Raw genomic sequence first — 16,857 nt, 5'->3', positions numbered from 1 at the left:
AGATTCATAGGATGAAACTGTTGGTAGCGGCTGTCTTGACAGCTTTTTCCATGTCTTCTTATGCCGGAAGCAACATCATCCGGGTCATGGCACCCGTCAACTATGTCGATCCCGACACTTGGCAGCTCACTTCGCCCTTCGTCAGTGCTTGGGGAGCTGGGACGCCTATCAGCTGCGAGCCGTGGGCTCCGGATCCTCTGGAACAAGCTTTCGGTTCAACGTTTGGCCAGCTTCAGTCCTGTTTCTTCGAGCAGCGCCGTACGGTACAGAGCCGTGAGGTCAATCAGAAGGGTGAGGTGAGGGACAAGGGTGAAGCCACCACTGAAAGCCAGCAAACCCAGAAGGATCAATCCAGAACCTTGTCATGGGTGGCGTTGCCTGACAATGTCAGCGCTGATGAAGCGCATGCGACCACCCTGTGTAATGATTGGACGCCTGATCCGGGCAGCGTGAGCTGGGGCACTTCGTTTTCTCAGGTAAGAACTTGCGTCATTACCACACCTTACATGCGGCAGGCTCGGGAAACCATTTCATCGCTCGGAATTGTCAGGGAGAAGGGGCAGCCTACCTCTTTTGTTCAAGAGCAATCCAACAATGAGACCCGCTCTGCGGTGGGTATCAAGGACGTCTGGGTTCAGGCAGATCCGGTGGTCGGCGCTTGGACGAATGGCGCTAACACAGGTTGCGATGCCTGGACGCCTGATCCGCTGACCAGAGCCAATGGCTCGACCTTTCAGCAAACACAAGCCTGTCAGTACAACAGAACTCGCTCGGTTCAAGCCCGTGAAGTCAATCGGAGTGGCGCGCTGCGTAACAATGGTGAAGCCACCACCGAAACTGAGCAGGCTTCCAGAAGCACTAGCCGCTCCCTGACATGGCTTGCGATTGCCGATGATGTCAAAACCAACGGCGCTGCGACCACCACCTGCCAAACCTGGACGCCTGACACCTCTACCGTGGATTGGGCCCAGGATTTCACTCAGACTCGAAAATGCGACATTTCAACCCCATACGTTAAGCAGGCCCGCGAAAGCATTGCCTCGCTGGATCTTGTTCGTAATGTCGGTAATCCAGTGTCCTACGGTCAGGCTTCTACCAAAAACGAGTCTCGCACCAGTCAAGGTACCCGAGATGTGTGGGCCAGTACCGATCCGGTACTAGGTAGCTGGGTAGATGGCGCCAACACGAGCTGCGATGCATGGACGCCTGACCCTTTGACCAGAGCCAATGACTCAACCTTCCAGCAAAGCCAGGCCTGCTATTACACCAAGACCCGCTCTGTGCAGACTCGCGAGATCAATCAGGCTGGGGCTCTTCGAAACAGCGGCGTGGCGTCGACTGAATCTCAGCAAGCTACACGCAGCAATGCGCGCAGCCTGAGCTGGACACCGCTGGCCGATGAGGTCAAGACCAATGGTACGCCAACTACTACGTGCGCCGCCTGGACGCCGGAAGTCAGCACAGTTGATTGGGGTACCAGCTTCAATCAGACCCGCGACTGCGCTATTTCAACGCCCTATGTGAAGCAGTCACGCGAGACCATTGTTTCCCTCTCGCTTGTTCGTAACGTGGGCAACTCGGTGCCCTATGCTGTGGCTTCGAGCAAGACTGAGAGCAGATCGTCGACCGGCACTAAAGATGTCTGGACGAACACCAGCCCTGTGTTGGGTAACTGGGTCGACGGCGCCAACACCCGCTGTGACGCCTGGACACCTGACCCTATGAGCAGGGCCAATGGTTCGACCTTTCAACAAAGCCAGACCTGCTACTTCCCGCAAACCCGAAGTGTGCAGGCTCGCGAGATCAATCAGAGTGGCGCACTGCGCAATAATGGCGTTGCCACTACCCAGACCCAAGAATCCTCACGCAGTACTGATCGCAGCCTGAGCTGGGTAGCGATCGCAGATGATGTGAAAACCAATGGCTCTGTCACAACCTCCTGCGCAGCCTGGACGCCAGAGGTCAGCACCATCGACTTCGGCAAAAGCTTCACTCAAACCCGTGCCTGCAATGTTTCCACACCTTATGTGAAACAGGCGCGTGAAAGCATCTCATCCCTTGGCCTTACCCGGAACGTGGGCAGCGCCGATGCCTACAGCGTAGCCTCCACCAAATCAGAGTCTCAGTCGGCTACCGGCACCAAGGATGTCTGGGCCAGCACCAGTCCTGTAGTGGGCAACTGGGTAGATGGCGCCAACACCCGCTGTGACGCCTGGACACCTGATCCTTTGACCCGCGCTAACGGCTCTACTTTTCAACAGAGTCAGGCGTGCTATTTCACACAAACCCGCACTGTGCAGGCACGTGAAGTCAACCAGGCCGGTGCTATCCGCAACAGTGGTGCTGCAACCACTGAGACTCAAGAGGGATCTCGCAGCACCACGCGAAGCCTGACTTGGGTCGCCTTGGCAGACGAGGTCAAGGCCAGCGGCACTGCTACTCAATCGTGCGCAGCCTGGACACCCGCTGTCTCCACCGTTGATTGGGGTCAGAGCTTCACCCAAACTCGCGCTTGCAACGTTTCCACCCCGTATGTGAAACAGGCGCGTGAAAGTATTGCCTCTTTGGGGCTCACTCGTAATGTGGGCAGCTCGGTAGCCTACAGCCAGGCCTCATCCAAGACGGAAAGTCAGTCTGCAACCGGAACCCAGGATGTGTGGACAGCGACCTCCTCTGTGTTCGGTAATTGGGTAGATGGCGCCAACACGCGCTGCGATGCCTGGACGCCGGATCCTATGAGTCAGGGCAATGGTTCAACCTTCCAGCAGAGCCAGACCTGCTACTTCCCGCAGACCCGTTCTGTGCAGGCGCGTGAAGTGAACCAGGCTGGTGCCATCCGCAATAGCGGAGCTGCGACCACCCAAACTCAAAACGCCTCTCGGGCCACCACTCGTAACCTGAGCTGGGTAGCCTTGGCTGATGAGGTCAAGACCAATGGGTCGGTCACCAATAGCTGCGCGGCCTGGACACCGGCTGAGAATACTGTAGAGGTGGGGGTCAAATTCAATCAAACCCGTGCTTGTACAGCGACCACTCCGTACACCAAGCAGTCCCGTGAATCGATCTCAAGCCTGGGCCTGACCCGTAACGTTGGAAGCCTTGTGGCTTACTCGCAGTCAACGCCGCGTACAGAAACCCAGACAGCCACAGGCACTCAACCCCTCAATCGCTCACTCGCGATCATCAACCCCGTACCTGGCGTGAACGGCATCTACTCAATCAGCAATGGCAATGGGGGCAGCTACCAAGCCTATGTGGACATGACCACCAATGGCGGTTACTGGATCCTGCTCGATCGTTGGGTCAACTCGATCCCCACCAAGACAATGGGGCAGGTTGCTTTCAAAGGTATGGCCACCAGCGGCTCGACCGATGATGCCAACTACCCGGTCATCCCAAATGGCACCATCAATACTTCTTCTCAGGTCTTGTTTGTTCCGGGTCACTCAGGCTGGATTGCAAGCTATGGTGCCTGGCAGACCTTCAACACCTTCGCCCAGGGTACCGTCATTGGTAGTGCAGGCTTTGCGATCACCACGCCCAATGGCGCCTCAACCCTGTATGGCCAGTCAGCTGGATGGCAGGGCACTACGTCCTCCGGCAGCATCTTCGGGCTGTGGACTCAGTGGGGCAATGGGGGTTCATGTGGTGGTGATGGCCGAGTCGGCTCCAACAAGATGTGCGTGATTGCCCAAACGCAAACCGCCAATAATCACTACGACATCAGCTTCGTCAAGCATCTCTACCTTAGAGCGACTAACTGATGCATGAGGGCAGGGACGCCCTATTGCTTAGAGAGGGTCAGGTTGCTTGAAAAGCATAAAGGCTTTTTTGGGGACAAACCAAAATGCTTTTCCGATAAATTGAGCAGATATTCCGCTTGAGGGCATAGTTTCTCAGGAAGATCTGTGCAATATTTGGTCATATCTCACCCATAATAAAAAGAATCAGGTGGGTCACGACCATGTCGACGCTCCCAAAATTGAAACACATCACCGCTGCCGTGATGATGGCCTTATCGCTGTCGTCTAACGCTGCCAATATCATTCGCACTCAGGCGCCAGTCGCCTATGTTGATCCCTATGTCTGGCATCTGACCAGCCCCTTCGTGGGGAACTGGGTTGACGGGGCTACGTCCGGCTGTGATGGTTGGACACCCGACCCGTTGAGCCAGCCATTCGCCTCGACCTTCAAGCAGTTACAAAGCTGCCTGGTGGAGCAGAGCCGCACTGTGCAAGCTCGCGAGGTTAATCAGGATGGCGAGATCAGGCTCAAAGGGGCAGCGACTACTGAGACCCAGCAGGCGTCCAAAGAAAAGTCACGCAACTTGACCTGGAAAGCATTGCCCGACGATATCCATCAGGACGATGCCGAGCCTTCTACCACCTGCAATGCCTGGAATCCTGATTCAAGCACCGTTGTTAGTGGGGAGACCTTCACCCAGACCCGTACGTGCACCATCATCACCCCTTATGTAAAGCAGTCGCGTGAATCGATCGCCTCGCTGGGCCTGGTGCGTGAGGTCGGAAACCCGGATTACTACAGCCAAAGCACATCCAACATCGAATCGCAAAGTGCAGTGGGCATCAAGGATGTTTGGCAGCAGACAAATCCTGTGGTCAGCAACTGGGTCATCGGCGCCGATACCGGCTGTGATGCCTGGTCACCCGATCCCCTGAGCCAGGCCAATGGATCGACTTTCCAGCAAACCCAGGTCTGTCATTTTACTCAGACACGTACGGTGCAAGCCCAGGAAGTTAACCAGGCCGGTACCGTGCGCAATGCTGGCGCCTCTACCACAGAAACGCAGCAGGCCTCTCGCAGTGACAAGCGCAGCCTGAGCTGGTTGGCACTGGCCGATGAGGTGAAGACTTCGGGAACGCCCACCGACACGTGCGCGGCCTGGGCGCCTGAGGCGGGTACGATCGAAGTTGGGGTGAGCTTTACCCAGACTCGTGCCTGCACTTCATCCATGCCCTATGTGAAGCAGTCTCGTGAATCGATTGCCAGCCTCAACCTGACCCGTAACGTAGGCAATCCTGTTCCCTACGGCCAGGACACACCCCGCAGCGAGTCGCAAAACGCCGTGGGTACCAAAGCCACGACCAGGGCCATGTCGATCGTCAATCCGGTTGCGGGTATGAGCGGCATCTACTCGATCAATGATGGCAGTGGGGGCACCTACAAAGCCTACGTGGACATGAAAACCAACGGGGGCAACTGGATATTGGTAGGGCGCTGGTCGACCACCATGGCCAGCACCAAATCCTTTGCTCAAGCGGGTGCTTACAAGGGGCAGGGGGTCAATGGCTGGACGAACGATGCTGTGAACTACCCTGCGATTCCTGCAGGCACGGTCAACGCATCATCTCAGGTCATGTTCGTGCCAGGGCATCCAAGCTGGATTGCCAAGTACGGCGCCTGGCAGACATTCAACACCTTTGCCACAGGTACGACCCTCACCAGTGCCGGCTTCCCCGCCAACACGCCGAACGGCCCTACCACCCTGTGGGCATACTCCGCTGGCTGGAGCGCCAATTCAAGCGCTGCCAGTGTGTGGGGTCTGTGGACAATGTGGGGCAATACCGGGCCGTGCGGTGGTGCCAACGTCGTCGCGCCAACCAAGATGTGTGTCATCGCCAGCTATGACAGCACAGTGAACAGTCACTTTGACTACACCTACCTCAAACAGCTGTACCTCAAGGCCACCAACTGAGACCAGAAGGGCAAGGATGCCCTGTTTTGAGTTTCTCTTCTTTGACAAGCTGTCCATACATCCGACAATAATGGGCAAACTACAAGATCAAGGGCCTACCCCATGTCCACACTCAATCGAAAAGAGGATCTGCTGGATCTACTCGCCAAACCTGAGTTCATTCAGATTCTGTCCATCAATTCCGAACAGGAATACGAGGAGATGGATCGCAGCGTCAGTTCTGAATTCTATGAGTACGTGGCCAATGAATGGGACGAGCATTCATCAGGCGTTGATCTATTTACGACTCCGACAGATCACAAGGGCTTGGGCGATCCGTGGGGCACCTGGCTGGAGGTGGTTAAGCTGTACGGAAACTACGAGCAGCCTTACCGGGTCAGGGCTCTTGAGTACGTGCCGTGGGGCTCGGATGTGGATGACTCGATTGTCGGTGATTACAAGACCTTGGGTCAGGCCTTGGACGCAGCCTTCAATATCCACGAGCATGGCAATATCGAGCTCAATGTCATCAATGAAGATGAAGAGCGCGGTTGCTACGTCCGTGGTGATTCCAAAATTGATGTGCCGGAACATGAGGAAGAGGTCATCAGTGATGTCGCGGTTGCTGTCAATCAACTGGTGGCTAACCTGGCCCAGCTGGAAGAGGCCAGGAAGCAAGCTTGGGCACGTGAGCGTGACATGCTGAACCTCATTCACAGCGAAGCCTGGAAAGCCCCCTTGTCGCTGGAAGACGCTAAGCCTGTGCTGGCCGAATTCAGCAAGCTGTTGCAAGATCGAAAACTGGGCGGCTCCACTGAGTCGATGCTGGTGACAGCGTCTGTGATCAATGACCATCTGTTCGCCGGCAAAGGCGCACTGATCAGCTATCACTCGCATGCCCTGAAGCATCAGTACGACAATCACGGCGCGGCCTTTGCGGTGTTGGAAGCTCAAGAAGGCAAGTACACCTATGTCAGCGCAGAGTGTGGCGTGCATGAGGGTTTTGACGAGGCCCTGAAGGCAGTTTCTCAGATGCTCGAAAAGCAGTATGAGAATGAGTTGGTAGACCCTAAAAGGTATTGGCTCGACGGGGAACTGTGGGAGATCGATTTTGCTGATTTGGAAGCCAGCAAGGAGGAGCGGGTGCTGATCGAGCAGCCGGATGAGTTCAACCCGTATCCTGAGAAGGAGCATCTGATTCAGCAGGCACTGCGCGACGCAGTAAAGCCTTATCGTGACGCGCTCAAAGAGAGGATTGGCCCGGTGATCAGGGAGCGAGAGGCCAGGGCCGCTCACAGGCTGTCTGAGTCATCGATGGAGCTGTAACGGATAGAGGATTGCTGGTTTAACTTGCGTCAAGGCATTATTCGGTTTAGCTGTTAATTGACATAGGGATAATATGGAGTATTATTCGACAAATTGTCATTCCTAGGCTTGGCCACAATGAAAATCCTCGCATCCGCTATCGAGCTAGGTAGCACCGTAGTCAACTCGACTGTCATCGACGCCCAGCAGGGCCTTGAGCCTGGCACGTGCGAGAAGCAGTTTCTGATCAAGCAGCGCTACTATGCCGGCGAGGGCCAGACCTCTGATCAAATGGCCGCTCAAGCGATCTCCAAGGCCTTGGATCAGGCGGGCCTGTCGATCGAGGATTTCGATTGCTTGATCTCAGCTTCCGGTACGCCCAGCCAGGTTCTCCCCTATGATGCGGCCAGTGTTTACCGCCATCTGGGTTCGACGCGCCGCCTGCACACCTTCGATGTCTGCATGACCTGCCTTTCCTTTGTGCAAGCACTGGACGTGGCCAAGCTCTACCTGGATTCTGGTCGGTACCGCCGCATTATCGTGGTCTCAAGCGAGGTCGCCTCATGCGGCCTGAGCACCAAGCAGCTTGAAAGCGCCGTCATCTTTGGCGACGGTGCGGCAGCCTTCCTTTTCGAAAGGCAAGACGATGTCAGCCACGGGTTGAAAGCCAAAGGCGTTTCGTTTGACGTCAAAAGCATGCGCTTTGAGACAGTGGCCGAGGCCTATGATTTCTGCACGATCGCAGCCGGTGGCAGCACCCGTCACATCCGTGATGTCCAAACTCCTGAGCAGCTGGAGCAATACCGCGATGACTGCGTCTTCCATATGGATGGCAAAAAACTTTACCGCTTCGTAGCCAAGGAGCTGCGTGGCTTTGTCGACGACCACCTTGCGTCTCAAGGCTTGAGCCTGGATGACATTGATCTGGTAATTCCTCACCAGGCAAGCGGCCATGGCCTCAAGCACTGCCAGCGCCTGCTGGGCGTTGAGGACTCACGTTTTCTGAACATCTTCGAGAACTACGGCAATCAGGTCTCTGTGTCGATTCCGCTCGCCATCCACAAGGCAATCGAGTCCGGACGAATCCTGCCTGGCCAGCGCCTGCTTCTGGTGGGCACCTCTGCGGGTATGTCCTATGGCTCAGCCATCATCGAAGTGGGGGAGTGGGCATGAACACTAAACCTGATTTGCACTGCAGCGCCAATCACGTCAAAGCGGGCTTGGGTATCTGGGCTTGCGACGCTGCAAATTCCATCAGATCGCTCCGACTCCGTCATTTGTGGGTGGGGTTAAAGGTGATCCTTGCCGGGATTTGCTCTTCTCTGGTGATTGGTCTCCTTTTTTTGATTTTTTCTGCCCTGGTGTACTTCCCTGGAATGATTTACTTGTCGGTGACAGACGACACGATCGGCTTTCAGGAGGTGTTCCGAGGTCTTCTTTCGAAGAGTGTGCGCGAGTCAGCCCTAATGGCAAGCATGGTGATCTACGCAGTGCCGATTGCCATTTATTCCTTGGTAACAGTTATTCGGCGCTTCTGTGAGCTTGGTAAGAAAACAATCATTGATTCTGACGAGGTTCAGTCATGATTTTGGTGACTGGGGGCACGGGTTTTCTGGGCCAAAACTTTCTGGAGCAATCGGTAGAGCCTTGCGCATTCACGGGCCGAAATCTCAGCAAGGGGATGCGGGTGCAACTGGAGACCGGGCATTCTTTCATGCAGGTTGATCTGGCGCACGACCCACTGCCAGGGCTGGAAGGCTTCAAGGCAGTTGTCCATAGTTCGGCTTTGTCCTCGCCATGGGGTAGCTGGAAAGAATTCAATGAAAACAACGTCTTGGCCACCCGCAGGTTGCTGGAGCAGGCCGTGATGGATGGGGTCAAGCAATTCGTCCACATTTCGACCCCAAGTCTGTACTTCCGCTTCAAGGATGCTCGGGACATCACCGAGAGCGAAGTAGGCACCACTCCTGATCTTTCAAAGACCCCAGGCGTGTTCGCCAACCACTACGCCCACAGCAAGTACCTGGCCGAGCTTGAAGTGCTCAAGTACCAGGATCGTATGCACGTCACGATCCTGCGTCCTCGGGGAATCTTCGGTAAACACGACACCACCATTTTTCCCCGCGTGATTGCGATGGGGCGCGGTACCGGAATTCCCCTGCCATTAAAAGGCGAGGCAGTGCTAGATGTAACCCACGTGGACAATGTGACTCATGCGATTCGACTTGCGCTCAAGGGTGAACACCGTAATGGCCAGGCCTACAACATCACCAACGGTGAGCCACAGAACCTCATGGAGACGCTCGACAAGCTCTCCTACGCTCTTGGTGAGCCGCTGAAGCTGCGCAAGGTCAATCCCAGGCTTCTGATGCTGCTGGGGCGCCTGGGAGAGCTCAAGGGCCTTCTGACAGGTAAAGAGCCGCAGCTGACCCGCTACACCGCAGGCATTTTGTGCTTTGACCAGACGCTGTGTATCAAGAAGGCGCAGCGCGAGCTGGGGTATGAGCCTGTGCGCAGTCTCATTGACGGTCTCAAGGACTACGCCCATGTCTAAGATTCCAAATGGGCACGTCGAGGTCAAGATGTTCCAGGTCGGGCAGTGCTCGCACCCAGGATGCGTGGCCGAGCGCGGTTGTGGTCTGGCACCCAAGTCATTCCCCAACTACTGCGCACTGATTCGTCACCCTCTGTATGGCGACACATTGTTTGACACCGGCTACCACCCAGCCTTTTTCGAACAGACCAGGCGTTTCCCTGAGCGACTCTACGCACTGACAACGCCTGTCACGTTCGATCAGACCCTGCGCCAGCAGCTGGAGGCCTCCGGCATCAGTGGCGATTCGATCAAGCGGATCATCCTGTCGCACTTCCACGCTGACCATATTGCAGGCTGCGCTGATTTCAATCCTGACGAGTACGTGGCCGATCAGTGGGGCTACCAGCGTCTGATGGCGTTGTCACGCTTTGGCCAGGTCAGGAAGGGCTTCATCAAGGGCCTTCTGCCTAAGGATTTTGAGCGTAAAGCGGCATGGGTCAAGCGCTACCCGCAGAAGCTTTCCAACATTCTGGGTACGCCACTCAAGCACGATTTTGATTGCTGCATGCTCTTCAAAGACGGCTCCGCCTACCTGGTCAACCTCCCTGGGCACGCGGCTGGTCATATGGGCGCTCTGATACGCACCGTAAGCGGATGGATTTTCCTGACCGGCGACGCCTTCTGGACTAAAGGGAATCTGCTGGGACGCAAGCCCAGTTTTATGGCCCGACTGATCATGGATGAGGTTCGCCCGTACATGGTCACGCTCAACGCTCTTTCTTATCTGCACGCCCAGCATTCAGAGCTGGTGCGGTTAATCGGCTCACACGACGAGGCAACTGTATTCCCATGATCAAATCAATTTCAACGGGTGTCGCTGCGCTCGCATTGTGCGCGCTGTCGTGCGTTACCCAGGCATCTGAAGAAGGCAACTGGTGGTTTCTCAAAGGTCAGTTATTCAAAGGTGATCAGGTTGTCAGCACCTTTTCTGCCCCACTGGTAGCCGAGGCTCCATTCACCCTTCACACCCAGCAAGAAGTTGCTCTTGTGCAGAAGTTGGAGCCGACAACACCCGTAGACGACAGTGCGATAGCCAGGCTCTACGCAGCAAAAGACACGCATGATCGCTCGGACATTGGGGGATTCAACAACGCCAAAAGTGAAACGTCTTTTTACGTGCGCACAGCCCTGCTGCAGACGGGGGGTATGCTCACTGCCACGGTTGGCCTCAGCGCCACTGTTCGGGAAACCTCCCGCACCCCCGTGGACTTGGATCTGCTCAAACCCGGAGAGCAACTCAAGCTGCCCAAATCCTTTGATCTGGATTTGAACACCGGCCTATCCCTCTGGAAAGACAGGTCGGTAGAACTTCCACTGGGTACCTGCACCGAGAGCAAACAGGGAGACTTGGGGTGCTACCGCCTGGTTGTAAGGCTGGAAAGCGGTTCAACCCCTGATGGGGCGCAGAAGGCCGGGAAGGTCAGATGAGCGCAGGGCGCTTCGTTTCCTGGGAAAGCACCTGCCGGATTCAGCGGGTGCTTCAGCATGACAACTCGGGCTGTGGGGTTGCCTGCCTGGCGATGGTGGCAAACATCTCTTACCTGGCCGCCCGTGGCGTGTTTGACGCAATAGGCATCCCGCAGATCAGGCCAAGAAACCCATATGCAACGAATTTCAAACAGCTGCGCCAGGCCCTCACGGAGTTTGGGGTGGACAGCACCCTTGAGCGCTGGCGCGGTTGGCAGCATTTCTCTGGAGTTGGGATTTTGGCCGTCAATGCAGGGCCAGGCTCTTCACCCCTCAACTGGCATTGGGTGGTAGCAGAAACTCACCCCACCTATGAGGTGGTGGTGCACGACCCCTCGCCAAGCCACGCGATCATGAAGCAAGCCCCAGAAAACTTTCTACGCGAAAACTTTGAAGAGCGCTGCCAGCCACGCAAAAGCTGGATTCGCATTCACCAATACAATGATAAAAAGGAATGAGTATGAACACTGCAGTCAGCCCTGGAACCCTTCCGGTTCTCACTCACGAGAATCGCCGTGCACCGCGCCCTGTCGAGCTGCCAGATACGCTTGAGGCGTGCGCCGCTTTGATGGAAGAGTTGAGTAGCTCATCGATCAGTCTTGAGTCCGCCTTGGGGGAAGCCAAGTCAAAGGCCTATAACGACAAGGTGTATGCCGACCCCAAGTGGTTTCACCGGGCCTCGACCAAACTCAAGTACGTCAAGCGCCACCGACAGATGCTTCAGGATCACATTGGCAGACTGCGCAAGGCACAGAAGGCCCAGAACGTGGTTCAGAACACTCAGGCCTATCAGGCGACGCGCCAGCAAAATGTCCTTCGCCAGGATGCTGCCCGTGTGTATGACCGTCTTTTGTTGGACGTCATCAAGGAAAACACAACCCGTGAAGATTTCATGGCCTGGGTGGCGCTGGCGCAGGAACGAATGGCCCAGACTGTGACCATCGTTGATTGAGAAAGCGGATTAAAGCCCTACGTCCCTGGCAAATTTCGAATCGCGCAGGGCGGGGTGCTTGTTGATCATGCTGTCTGGAAAGTGTCGCAGGCCCATGATGGCGGTAGTGAAGCCGGTCAAACTCGCACCCTGAGTCACACCAAGCGTCCAATTGATCATGAAATCGGCTTTCTCAATCATGTCGGGCGTTTTCTTGGGCGTGGCTTTTTTGAATATTTCCCTTAGCGACAACCTGACTCCCTTCATCAGGGATTCTTCCAGAGCCACCCTTTCCTTGCCCTTGCATGACTCGATGGTATTTTTCATGGCTACTAGGTCTGCCATCTGAAATTCTTTGGACGTGAGGGCGTAATAGATCGCCTGAGGCATTACGAAAGGGCTCTGGCGCCCCGTGAGCTTCCCGACCACGTAGTCCTTATCGAACGGGATTCCCATGTTCTGAGCATCGACAAACTCCCTGACGTTTTCAAGGTAGATGTAATCAATGTCTTTATGTCCATTGAGCAATTTGATGCCGCAGGCCGGTGCCAGACGCTCGAACCCCTCATTGTGCAGGTGCGCGACTGCAGCAAAGGATAGCCCTTCCAGCGTGTTGCCAGGCTGCCCACGCAAGCGATCTATGTGGGCGAGGGCAGTGTCTTGATTGTTGAGCAGCACCTGGGTCATCAAGGGAAGGTTCTTTTCTTCTTCAAGTTTTTGCCCAAGCATCTTGAAAATGTTTTCTTCGCCCTTGCAATAGACCTTGTGGTAGGTCAATTCGTCCATGCTTAGGGTGGAGGTGAGCACATGCTTGTAAAGAAAACTGAAGGCTTGGGCGTGTTCAGTCTCATGAAGCTGTGAGAGCACCTGCGCAACGTCACTGTTGTCCAAAGTTTTAAACTTGGCGTAGTTGTTGGCAATCAGCAGGGACATGCGGCTGGACATCTTGGAGATGCCGGCATTCCAAATGTAGTGGGTAGGGGTAGGGGTGGTGTGCTCCAGAATCTGTTCCAGAATGTCCTCCGACACCTTGCCGGAAATCACCTTGGGCAAAAGGCTGTACTGAGACAGAGGGTCGGAAACAAAGACCTTCTTCAACCCCTGGTTAACCTTCTCCAGTAGGAAGTATTGACCGGTTTCGATCGCCTGTTTGTTGAGATCAGCCAGCGCCAGCAGGGCGGTATCAACCATCTCAAGTTCATTGCGGTTGATCCCGGCATAAACCATCTCAAGGGCGGCGCCGATACGCTCGGGGATCTGCTCAGGTTTTTGGGTGAAAGGTGTGCTCATGGCAAGGCCCTTATGGGTTTTATCCCATGATTGCACAGGAGCAGATCTGCTCGAAACGTCCTCACAGCCCCAGGTCGCAACCGAATCTGGCGTCCTGCAGCGATTGGTGGCTGAACACGATGTGCTTTGGCATGAAATGCAGCTCGATCAAGGCTGACCGAAGAGCATTTCTGTAGGTTGATACGGTGCTTTTCAGTCCCCAGTCGACCAAAAACTCGGTTTTCCTGATCAGAAGATCACTGGTTTCATCACGCTGGTGGTCGTATACCGCTTTTAGCGCAATGGACAGGTCGCAGGCGACTCGCTGGCTCAAGGTCTGGCTCAATTTGCTTCGGCTGCCCTTGACCTTCGCTTTGAGCGCCTTGAGGTCGTCCAGATCAAAGCTTTCTGACTCAAGCACGTAGACCAGGGCATCAGTGTCCATGCGAGCACAGCGCCAGGCTTCCGGCTTTTCTTGTCGGCCATAGGCGGTAAACATCAGCTTGTCGATCACCAATTGCTTGTCGACAACCATGCCTGCCCTCTGCGCAAGCACCATCTGGCGTGGATATTTGCTCTCGCTGAACAGATCATCCCCCGCCATCTCAGCAGGTTGGGTGAAGCCCCTTTCGTACAGCCCTATCAGGGTCAGAACATTGAGAGGGCTTGCCTTGGCGCTGTCAGTGATGAGCTTGTGCATGAGCAGATGCTTGAGCACATCATCCTGATTGTCGATCAGCACCTCGTAAATAGGGGTGGTCAGCTCTGTGTCCTGGTTTGCATTGACGACACTGAACAGGTTCAGCTCGCCATAGAAATGGTCGCAACGGTATTTGTCGATATCGACGTCTAGCGAGGCATGGAGCATGTGCGCATACAGTCGCTTCCAATCCTCCCGGTATTTTTTGTCAGCAAACAGATTCAGAATCCTGCCGTACTCAAAATGGCCTTTGTCGTAGAAGCGAATCAGGCTATCAGCCAGTAAGGTGCTGGTTCGAGCACTCATTTGCTCAAGGTTCACATGCTGCAGATCAAGGATGCTTAGATTCACGTGGCCCAACAGCATCTCAAGAATGTCTGCTGCGATTTTTCCTTGTACCACTTTCTTGATGACGGCCTTCATCCACATGGCTTCATGGATGTCTTGCCCAATCTGAGAAACCAGCTCCGTCAGCTCGTTATCGACCGCTTGTGCCTTGACCTCTTTGTAGGCGTCCAGGGCGCCACTGACCATAACGGTGTTGTTAGCGTCGATGCCGCTGCTCAGTAGCTCACGAGCATCATCCATGCGCCACATCATCTGCTTCTGGTACAGCGGCAATGCCTGCATGTCAAAGGCCCAGGTCGGCGCCAAACGCGGCATCACGCAGCGTGTGGTGGGTCAGAATGATGTGCTTGGGCAGACGAGGAAGCTGTAGCAAAACCTTCGTCAGCTCTTGCTGGTACGGGCTTGGCTTGTTATTCATGGCCCAGCTGACCAGCATCTCGGTTTTCTGTACCAATAGCTCGCTAGGCCCGGCCATCTTTTTGCGGTAAACGGCCTGCAAGGCTTTGGCCAGCGAGCTTGGCATGCGCAAGTTCAGGTTCAGGTTCGTCTTGTCTCGCTTGCCTGCGACAGCGGAACGCAGTTCTTCAAGGTCTTCAAGCGTAAAGCGATCGGACTCCAGAGCATAGATAAGGGCGTCCTCAGGGATCCGCGTGTCGGCCTCAAACGTATTGATGATTTTGGTGCGGCTTTCTTTGAAGAGCAATTGCCGGGTGACCAATTCCTTGTCGATGGCGATGCCCGCCTGCTCGGCCAGTATCAATTGTCGAGGATCGATGAGGTCGTAAAAAATGTTCGGCCCCCAAGCCTCTGCGAGCCGCTCAAAGCCCATCTCGTGAAGCTTGCAGATCATCCGGATGTTGATGGGGGAAGATTGGATGTAGGTGCCTCGACGTTGGATGTCCAGGTGCTTGAGCACAAGATCCTGGTTTTCAAATAGCACTTGGGCAATGGCCTCATGCTTTTCGCTGAAGATCTCATCGCCGTTCATGAGGGTAACGTGGAACAGGTTGCTATTGGTGCTCATATGGTTTTTGCGGTACTCCGCTTCGCTAAGCAGCAAGGTGGACTTGAGCAAATGGGTGTAGATCATCTTGTAAGTGTCCAGGTGCTTGGTTTTCTCAAACGGGAAAAGCAGGCTCTGGTAATCCTTGAGGCCTTTTGTGTAGCGCTTGATCAAGCTCGCGGCGATGGTCTTGCCTACGCGAACAGTCATCTTCTCACGACCCATGCCGGCAAGGTCAGTCATGTGAGGGGTGGCGTGACCCAATACCTGCTCCAGGATATCTTCTGAGACGCTGCCGGCGATCGTCTTGTTCAGGAGCTTATGCTCGCCAAATACAAGCATCATGCCACGCTCCACCCTCCCCAGAACTTGATAGCAGCGGGCATCGATTGCGTCGTGCATAACCTGGGGTAGCGCTGTAAGGGCGGTGTCGACCTTTTCAGGATCGTTCAGGTTGATCCCTTCATACAGAAGGTGGAAGGTGCAATCCAGGCGCTCATAGAGTGACTCTGGGGTGTGGGTGTGGGTAGGGTTCATCTCGGTAACCTTTCTGTGTATAGCCCATAATGCCATGCGAGTGCGGGCTGCTGGTATCCAGTAAGGTTGCTGCTCAGGCGATATTTTGCGTTGACAAGCCATCAATATCTGCGATAATACTCATTACTTGGTTGAACCCCAGGTGACGAGAAAGAAAGCCTGTAGCCAGGCAATGCGAGTGATCCCCAAATAACCTTGGGCGGCTGCCGAACCCATTTGTGGTCTGCCAGCGGCGTACGAGGTGAGGGTAGTGCTGGAGTCGCGCCCACTGCGTAAACAGATCATTCAAGCCCATTCCGGGGCCCAAACTGCCGTAAGGCGGTAAGGCGTGCGCAACGAGATATGCGGGTAACCGGAATCCATCATCCCAGGCGTTTGAGCGTTCGTTTACGAACCGTGCGCCGAGAATGGGATAGGGCATGAAGCAGAATGATGGATCCTGCTGCTCGGGAGTCGCGAACCGAGCCTTTCTCACTATTGCGGAAATGGCGAAATTGGTAGACGCATCGGCTTTAGGTGCCGCCGCCGAAAGGTGTGAGAGTTCGAGTCTCTCTTTCCGCACCAATTCTTGACGAGAGCGCTGGCGACAGCGCTTTTTTTGTTGCTCGGGACAAATCTGGAGTCAGCATGCCAAACCAGCAGTTTTTATCCAGATGGCCTACCGGTCGTGGGACGGGGTACATTGCGTACTCTTGGAGCATGAGGAAGGCGCTCGCAAGCATCGGCCCTCTTTGCTACACAGAACATCAGTTTGAACCGCTAGCCGTTCAGGTTGCCAATACAAGCCTGGACAATGGGATGGCCGAAGTCTGGTCGCGGTCTGGCCCCATCGCAGGCCCCATGTTTTTGCATGAATCAGTAGTTTTTGACAGTGAAGCGGAGGTCGTTTCCAGCATTAACGAAACCCTGCAGGCATCGATCAATTCAAAATTGAAGCAAATTCAGGCCATCGAGCGTGAGATCGAACTGATCAATGCTCGAAAGATTGCCATCTCCTCCTGATACC

At 55.1% G+C, this 16,857-nt stretch carries 14 protein-coding genes and 1 tRNA gene; 12 read left to right on the top strand and 3 right to left on the bottom strand.

Annotated elements, in window-relative coordinates:
* The first annotated feature begins 11 nt into the window (after positions 1-11).
* From IFT57_RS08685 to IFT57_RS08640, 10 genes are all read left to right on the top strand, one after another.
* On the top strand, positions 12-3,764 hold the full coding sequence (locus IFT57_RS08685; protein WP_192151186.1) for a hypothetical protein: 3,753 nt from the start codon (positions 12-14) through the stop codon (positions 3,762-3,764).
* A gap of 200 nt (positions 3,765-3,964) precedes the next feature.
* Complete coding sequence (locus IFT57_RS08680) at positions 3,965-5,716, top strand: hypothetical protein (protein WP_192151184.1); 1,752 nt, start codon at positions 3,965-3,967, stop codon at positions 5,714-5,716.
* A gap of 102 nt (positions 5,717-5,818) precedes the next feature.
* The gene (locus IFT57_RS08675; protein WP_192151182.1) at positions 5,819-7,021 is read left to right on the top strand and encodes a hypothetical protein; all 1,203 of its coding nucleotides are present in this window, start codon (positions 5,819-5,821) and stop codon (positions 7,019-7,021) included.
* 117 nt (positions 7,022-7,138) lie between these two features.
* Positions 7,139-8,173 (top strand): 3-oxoacyl-[acyl-carrier-protein] synthase III C-terminal domain-containing protein, encoded by a 1,035-nt coding sequence (locus tag IFT57_RS08670; RefSeq protein WP_122530878.1) that lies wholly within the window; start codon positions 7,139-7,141, stop codon positions 8,171-8,173.
* A complete protein-coding gene (locus IFT57_RS08665; protein WP_122530879.1) occupies positions 8,170-8,586 on the top strand; it encodes a hypothetical protein in 417 nt (138 codons plus the stop codon). Before IFT57_RS08670 ends, IFT57_RS08665 begins: the two co-directional genes overlap by 4 nt.
* On the top strand, positions 8,583-9,554 hold the full coding sequence (locus IFT57_RS08660) for an NAD-dependent epimerase/dehydratase family protein (RefSeq protein WP_122530880.1): 972 nt from the start codon (positions 8,583-8,585) through the stop codon (positions 9,552-9,554). The genes IFT57_RS08665 and IFT57_RS08660 overlap by 4 nt, the downstream gene beginning before the upstream one ends.
* Positions 9,555-9,582: 28 nt before the next feature.
* Positions 9,583-10,389 (top strand): MBL fold metallo-hydrolase, encoded by an 807-nt coding sequence (locus tag IFT57_RS08655; RefSeq protein ID WP_244656751.1) that lies wholly within the window; start codon positions 9,583-9,585, stop codon positions 10,387-10,389.
* Entirely contained in the window at positions 10,386-11,024 is a 639-nt protein-coding gene (locus IFT57_RS08650) for a hypothetical protein (protein WP_122530882.1), read from the top strand. The genes IFT57_RS08655 and IFT57_RS08650 overlap by 4 nt, the downstream gene beginning before the upstream one ends.
* Entirely contained in the window at positions 11,021-11,521 is a 501-nt protein-coding gene (locus IFT57_RS08645; RefSeq protein ID WP_122530883.1) for a hypothetical protein, read from the top strand. The genes IFT57_RS08650 and IFT57_RS08645 overlap by 4 nt, the downstream gene beginning before the upstream one ends.
* 2 nt (positions 11,522-11,523) lie before the next feature.
* Positions 11,524-12,015 carry a hypothetical protein gene (locus IFT57_RS08640; RefSeq protein WP_122530884.1) on the top strand — a complete coding sequence of 164 codons (492 nt, stop codon included), beginning with the start codon at positions 11,524-11,526 and terminating at the stop codon, positions 12,013-12,015.
* A 9-nt stretch (positions 12,016-12,024) separates the two neighbouring features.
* Here IFT57_RS08640 and IFT57_RS08635 read toward each other — a convergent pair whose 3' ends face one another.
* From IFT57_RS08635 to IFT57_RS08625, 3 genes are all read right to left on the bottom strand, one after another.
* Positions 12,025-13,284: a hypothetical protein gene (locus tag IFT57_RS08635; RefSeq protein ID WP_122530885.1), complete on the bottom strand. Its 1,260-nt coding sequence runs from the start codon at positions 13,282-13,284 to the stop codon at positions 12,025-12,027.
* Positions 13,285-13,345: 61 nt separating this feature from the next.
* On the bottom strand, positions 13,346-14,593 hold the full coding sequence (locus IFT57_RS08630) for a hypothetical protein (RefSeq protein ID WP_192151180.1): 1,248 nt from the start codon (positions 14,591-14,593) through the stop codon (positions 13,346-13,348).
* 1 nt (position 14,594) lies between these two features.
* Positions 14,595-15,851, bottom strand: a complete 1,257-nt coding sequence (locus IFT57_RS08625) for a hypothetical protein (protein ID WP_122530887.1) — start codon at positions 15,849-15,851, stop codon at positions 14,595-14,597.
* 479 nt (positions 15,852-16,330) lie between these two features.
* Here IFT57_RS08625 and IFT57_RS08620 point away from each other — a divergent pair.
* Positions 16,331-16,415, top strand: a tRNA-Leu gene (locus IFT57_RS08620).
* Between the two features lie 63 nt (positions 16,416-16,478).
* Positions 16,479-16,853 carry a hypothetical protein gene (locus IFT57_RS08615; protein WP_122530888.1) on the top strand — a complete coding sequence of 125 codons (375 nt, stop codon included), beginning with the start codon at positions 16,479-16,481 and terminating at the stop codon, positions 16,851-16,853.
* The last annotated feature ends 4 nt before the right edge of the window (positions 16,854-16,857 follow it).

The organism is Pseudomonas sp. CFBP 13719, from assembly GCF_014842095.1.
Classification (GTDB): domain Bacteria; phylum Pseudomonadota; class Gammaproteobacteria; order Pseudomonadales; family Pseudomonadaceae; genus Aquipseudomonas.
The sequence above is the reverse complement of the archived record's forward strand: the minus strand, read 5'-3'. Positions and strand labels throughout refer to the sequence as shown.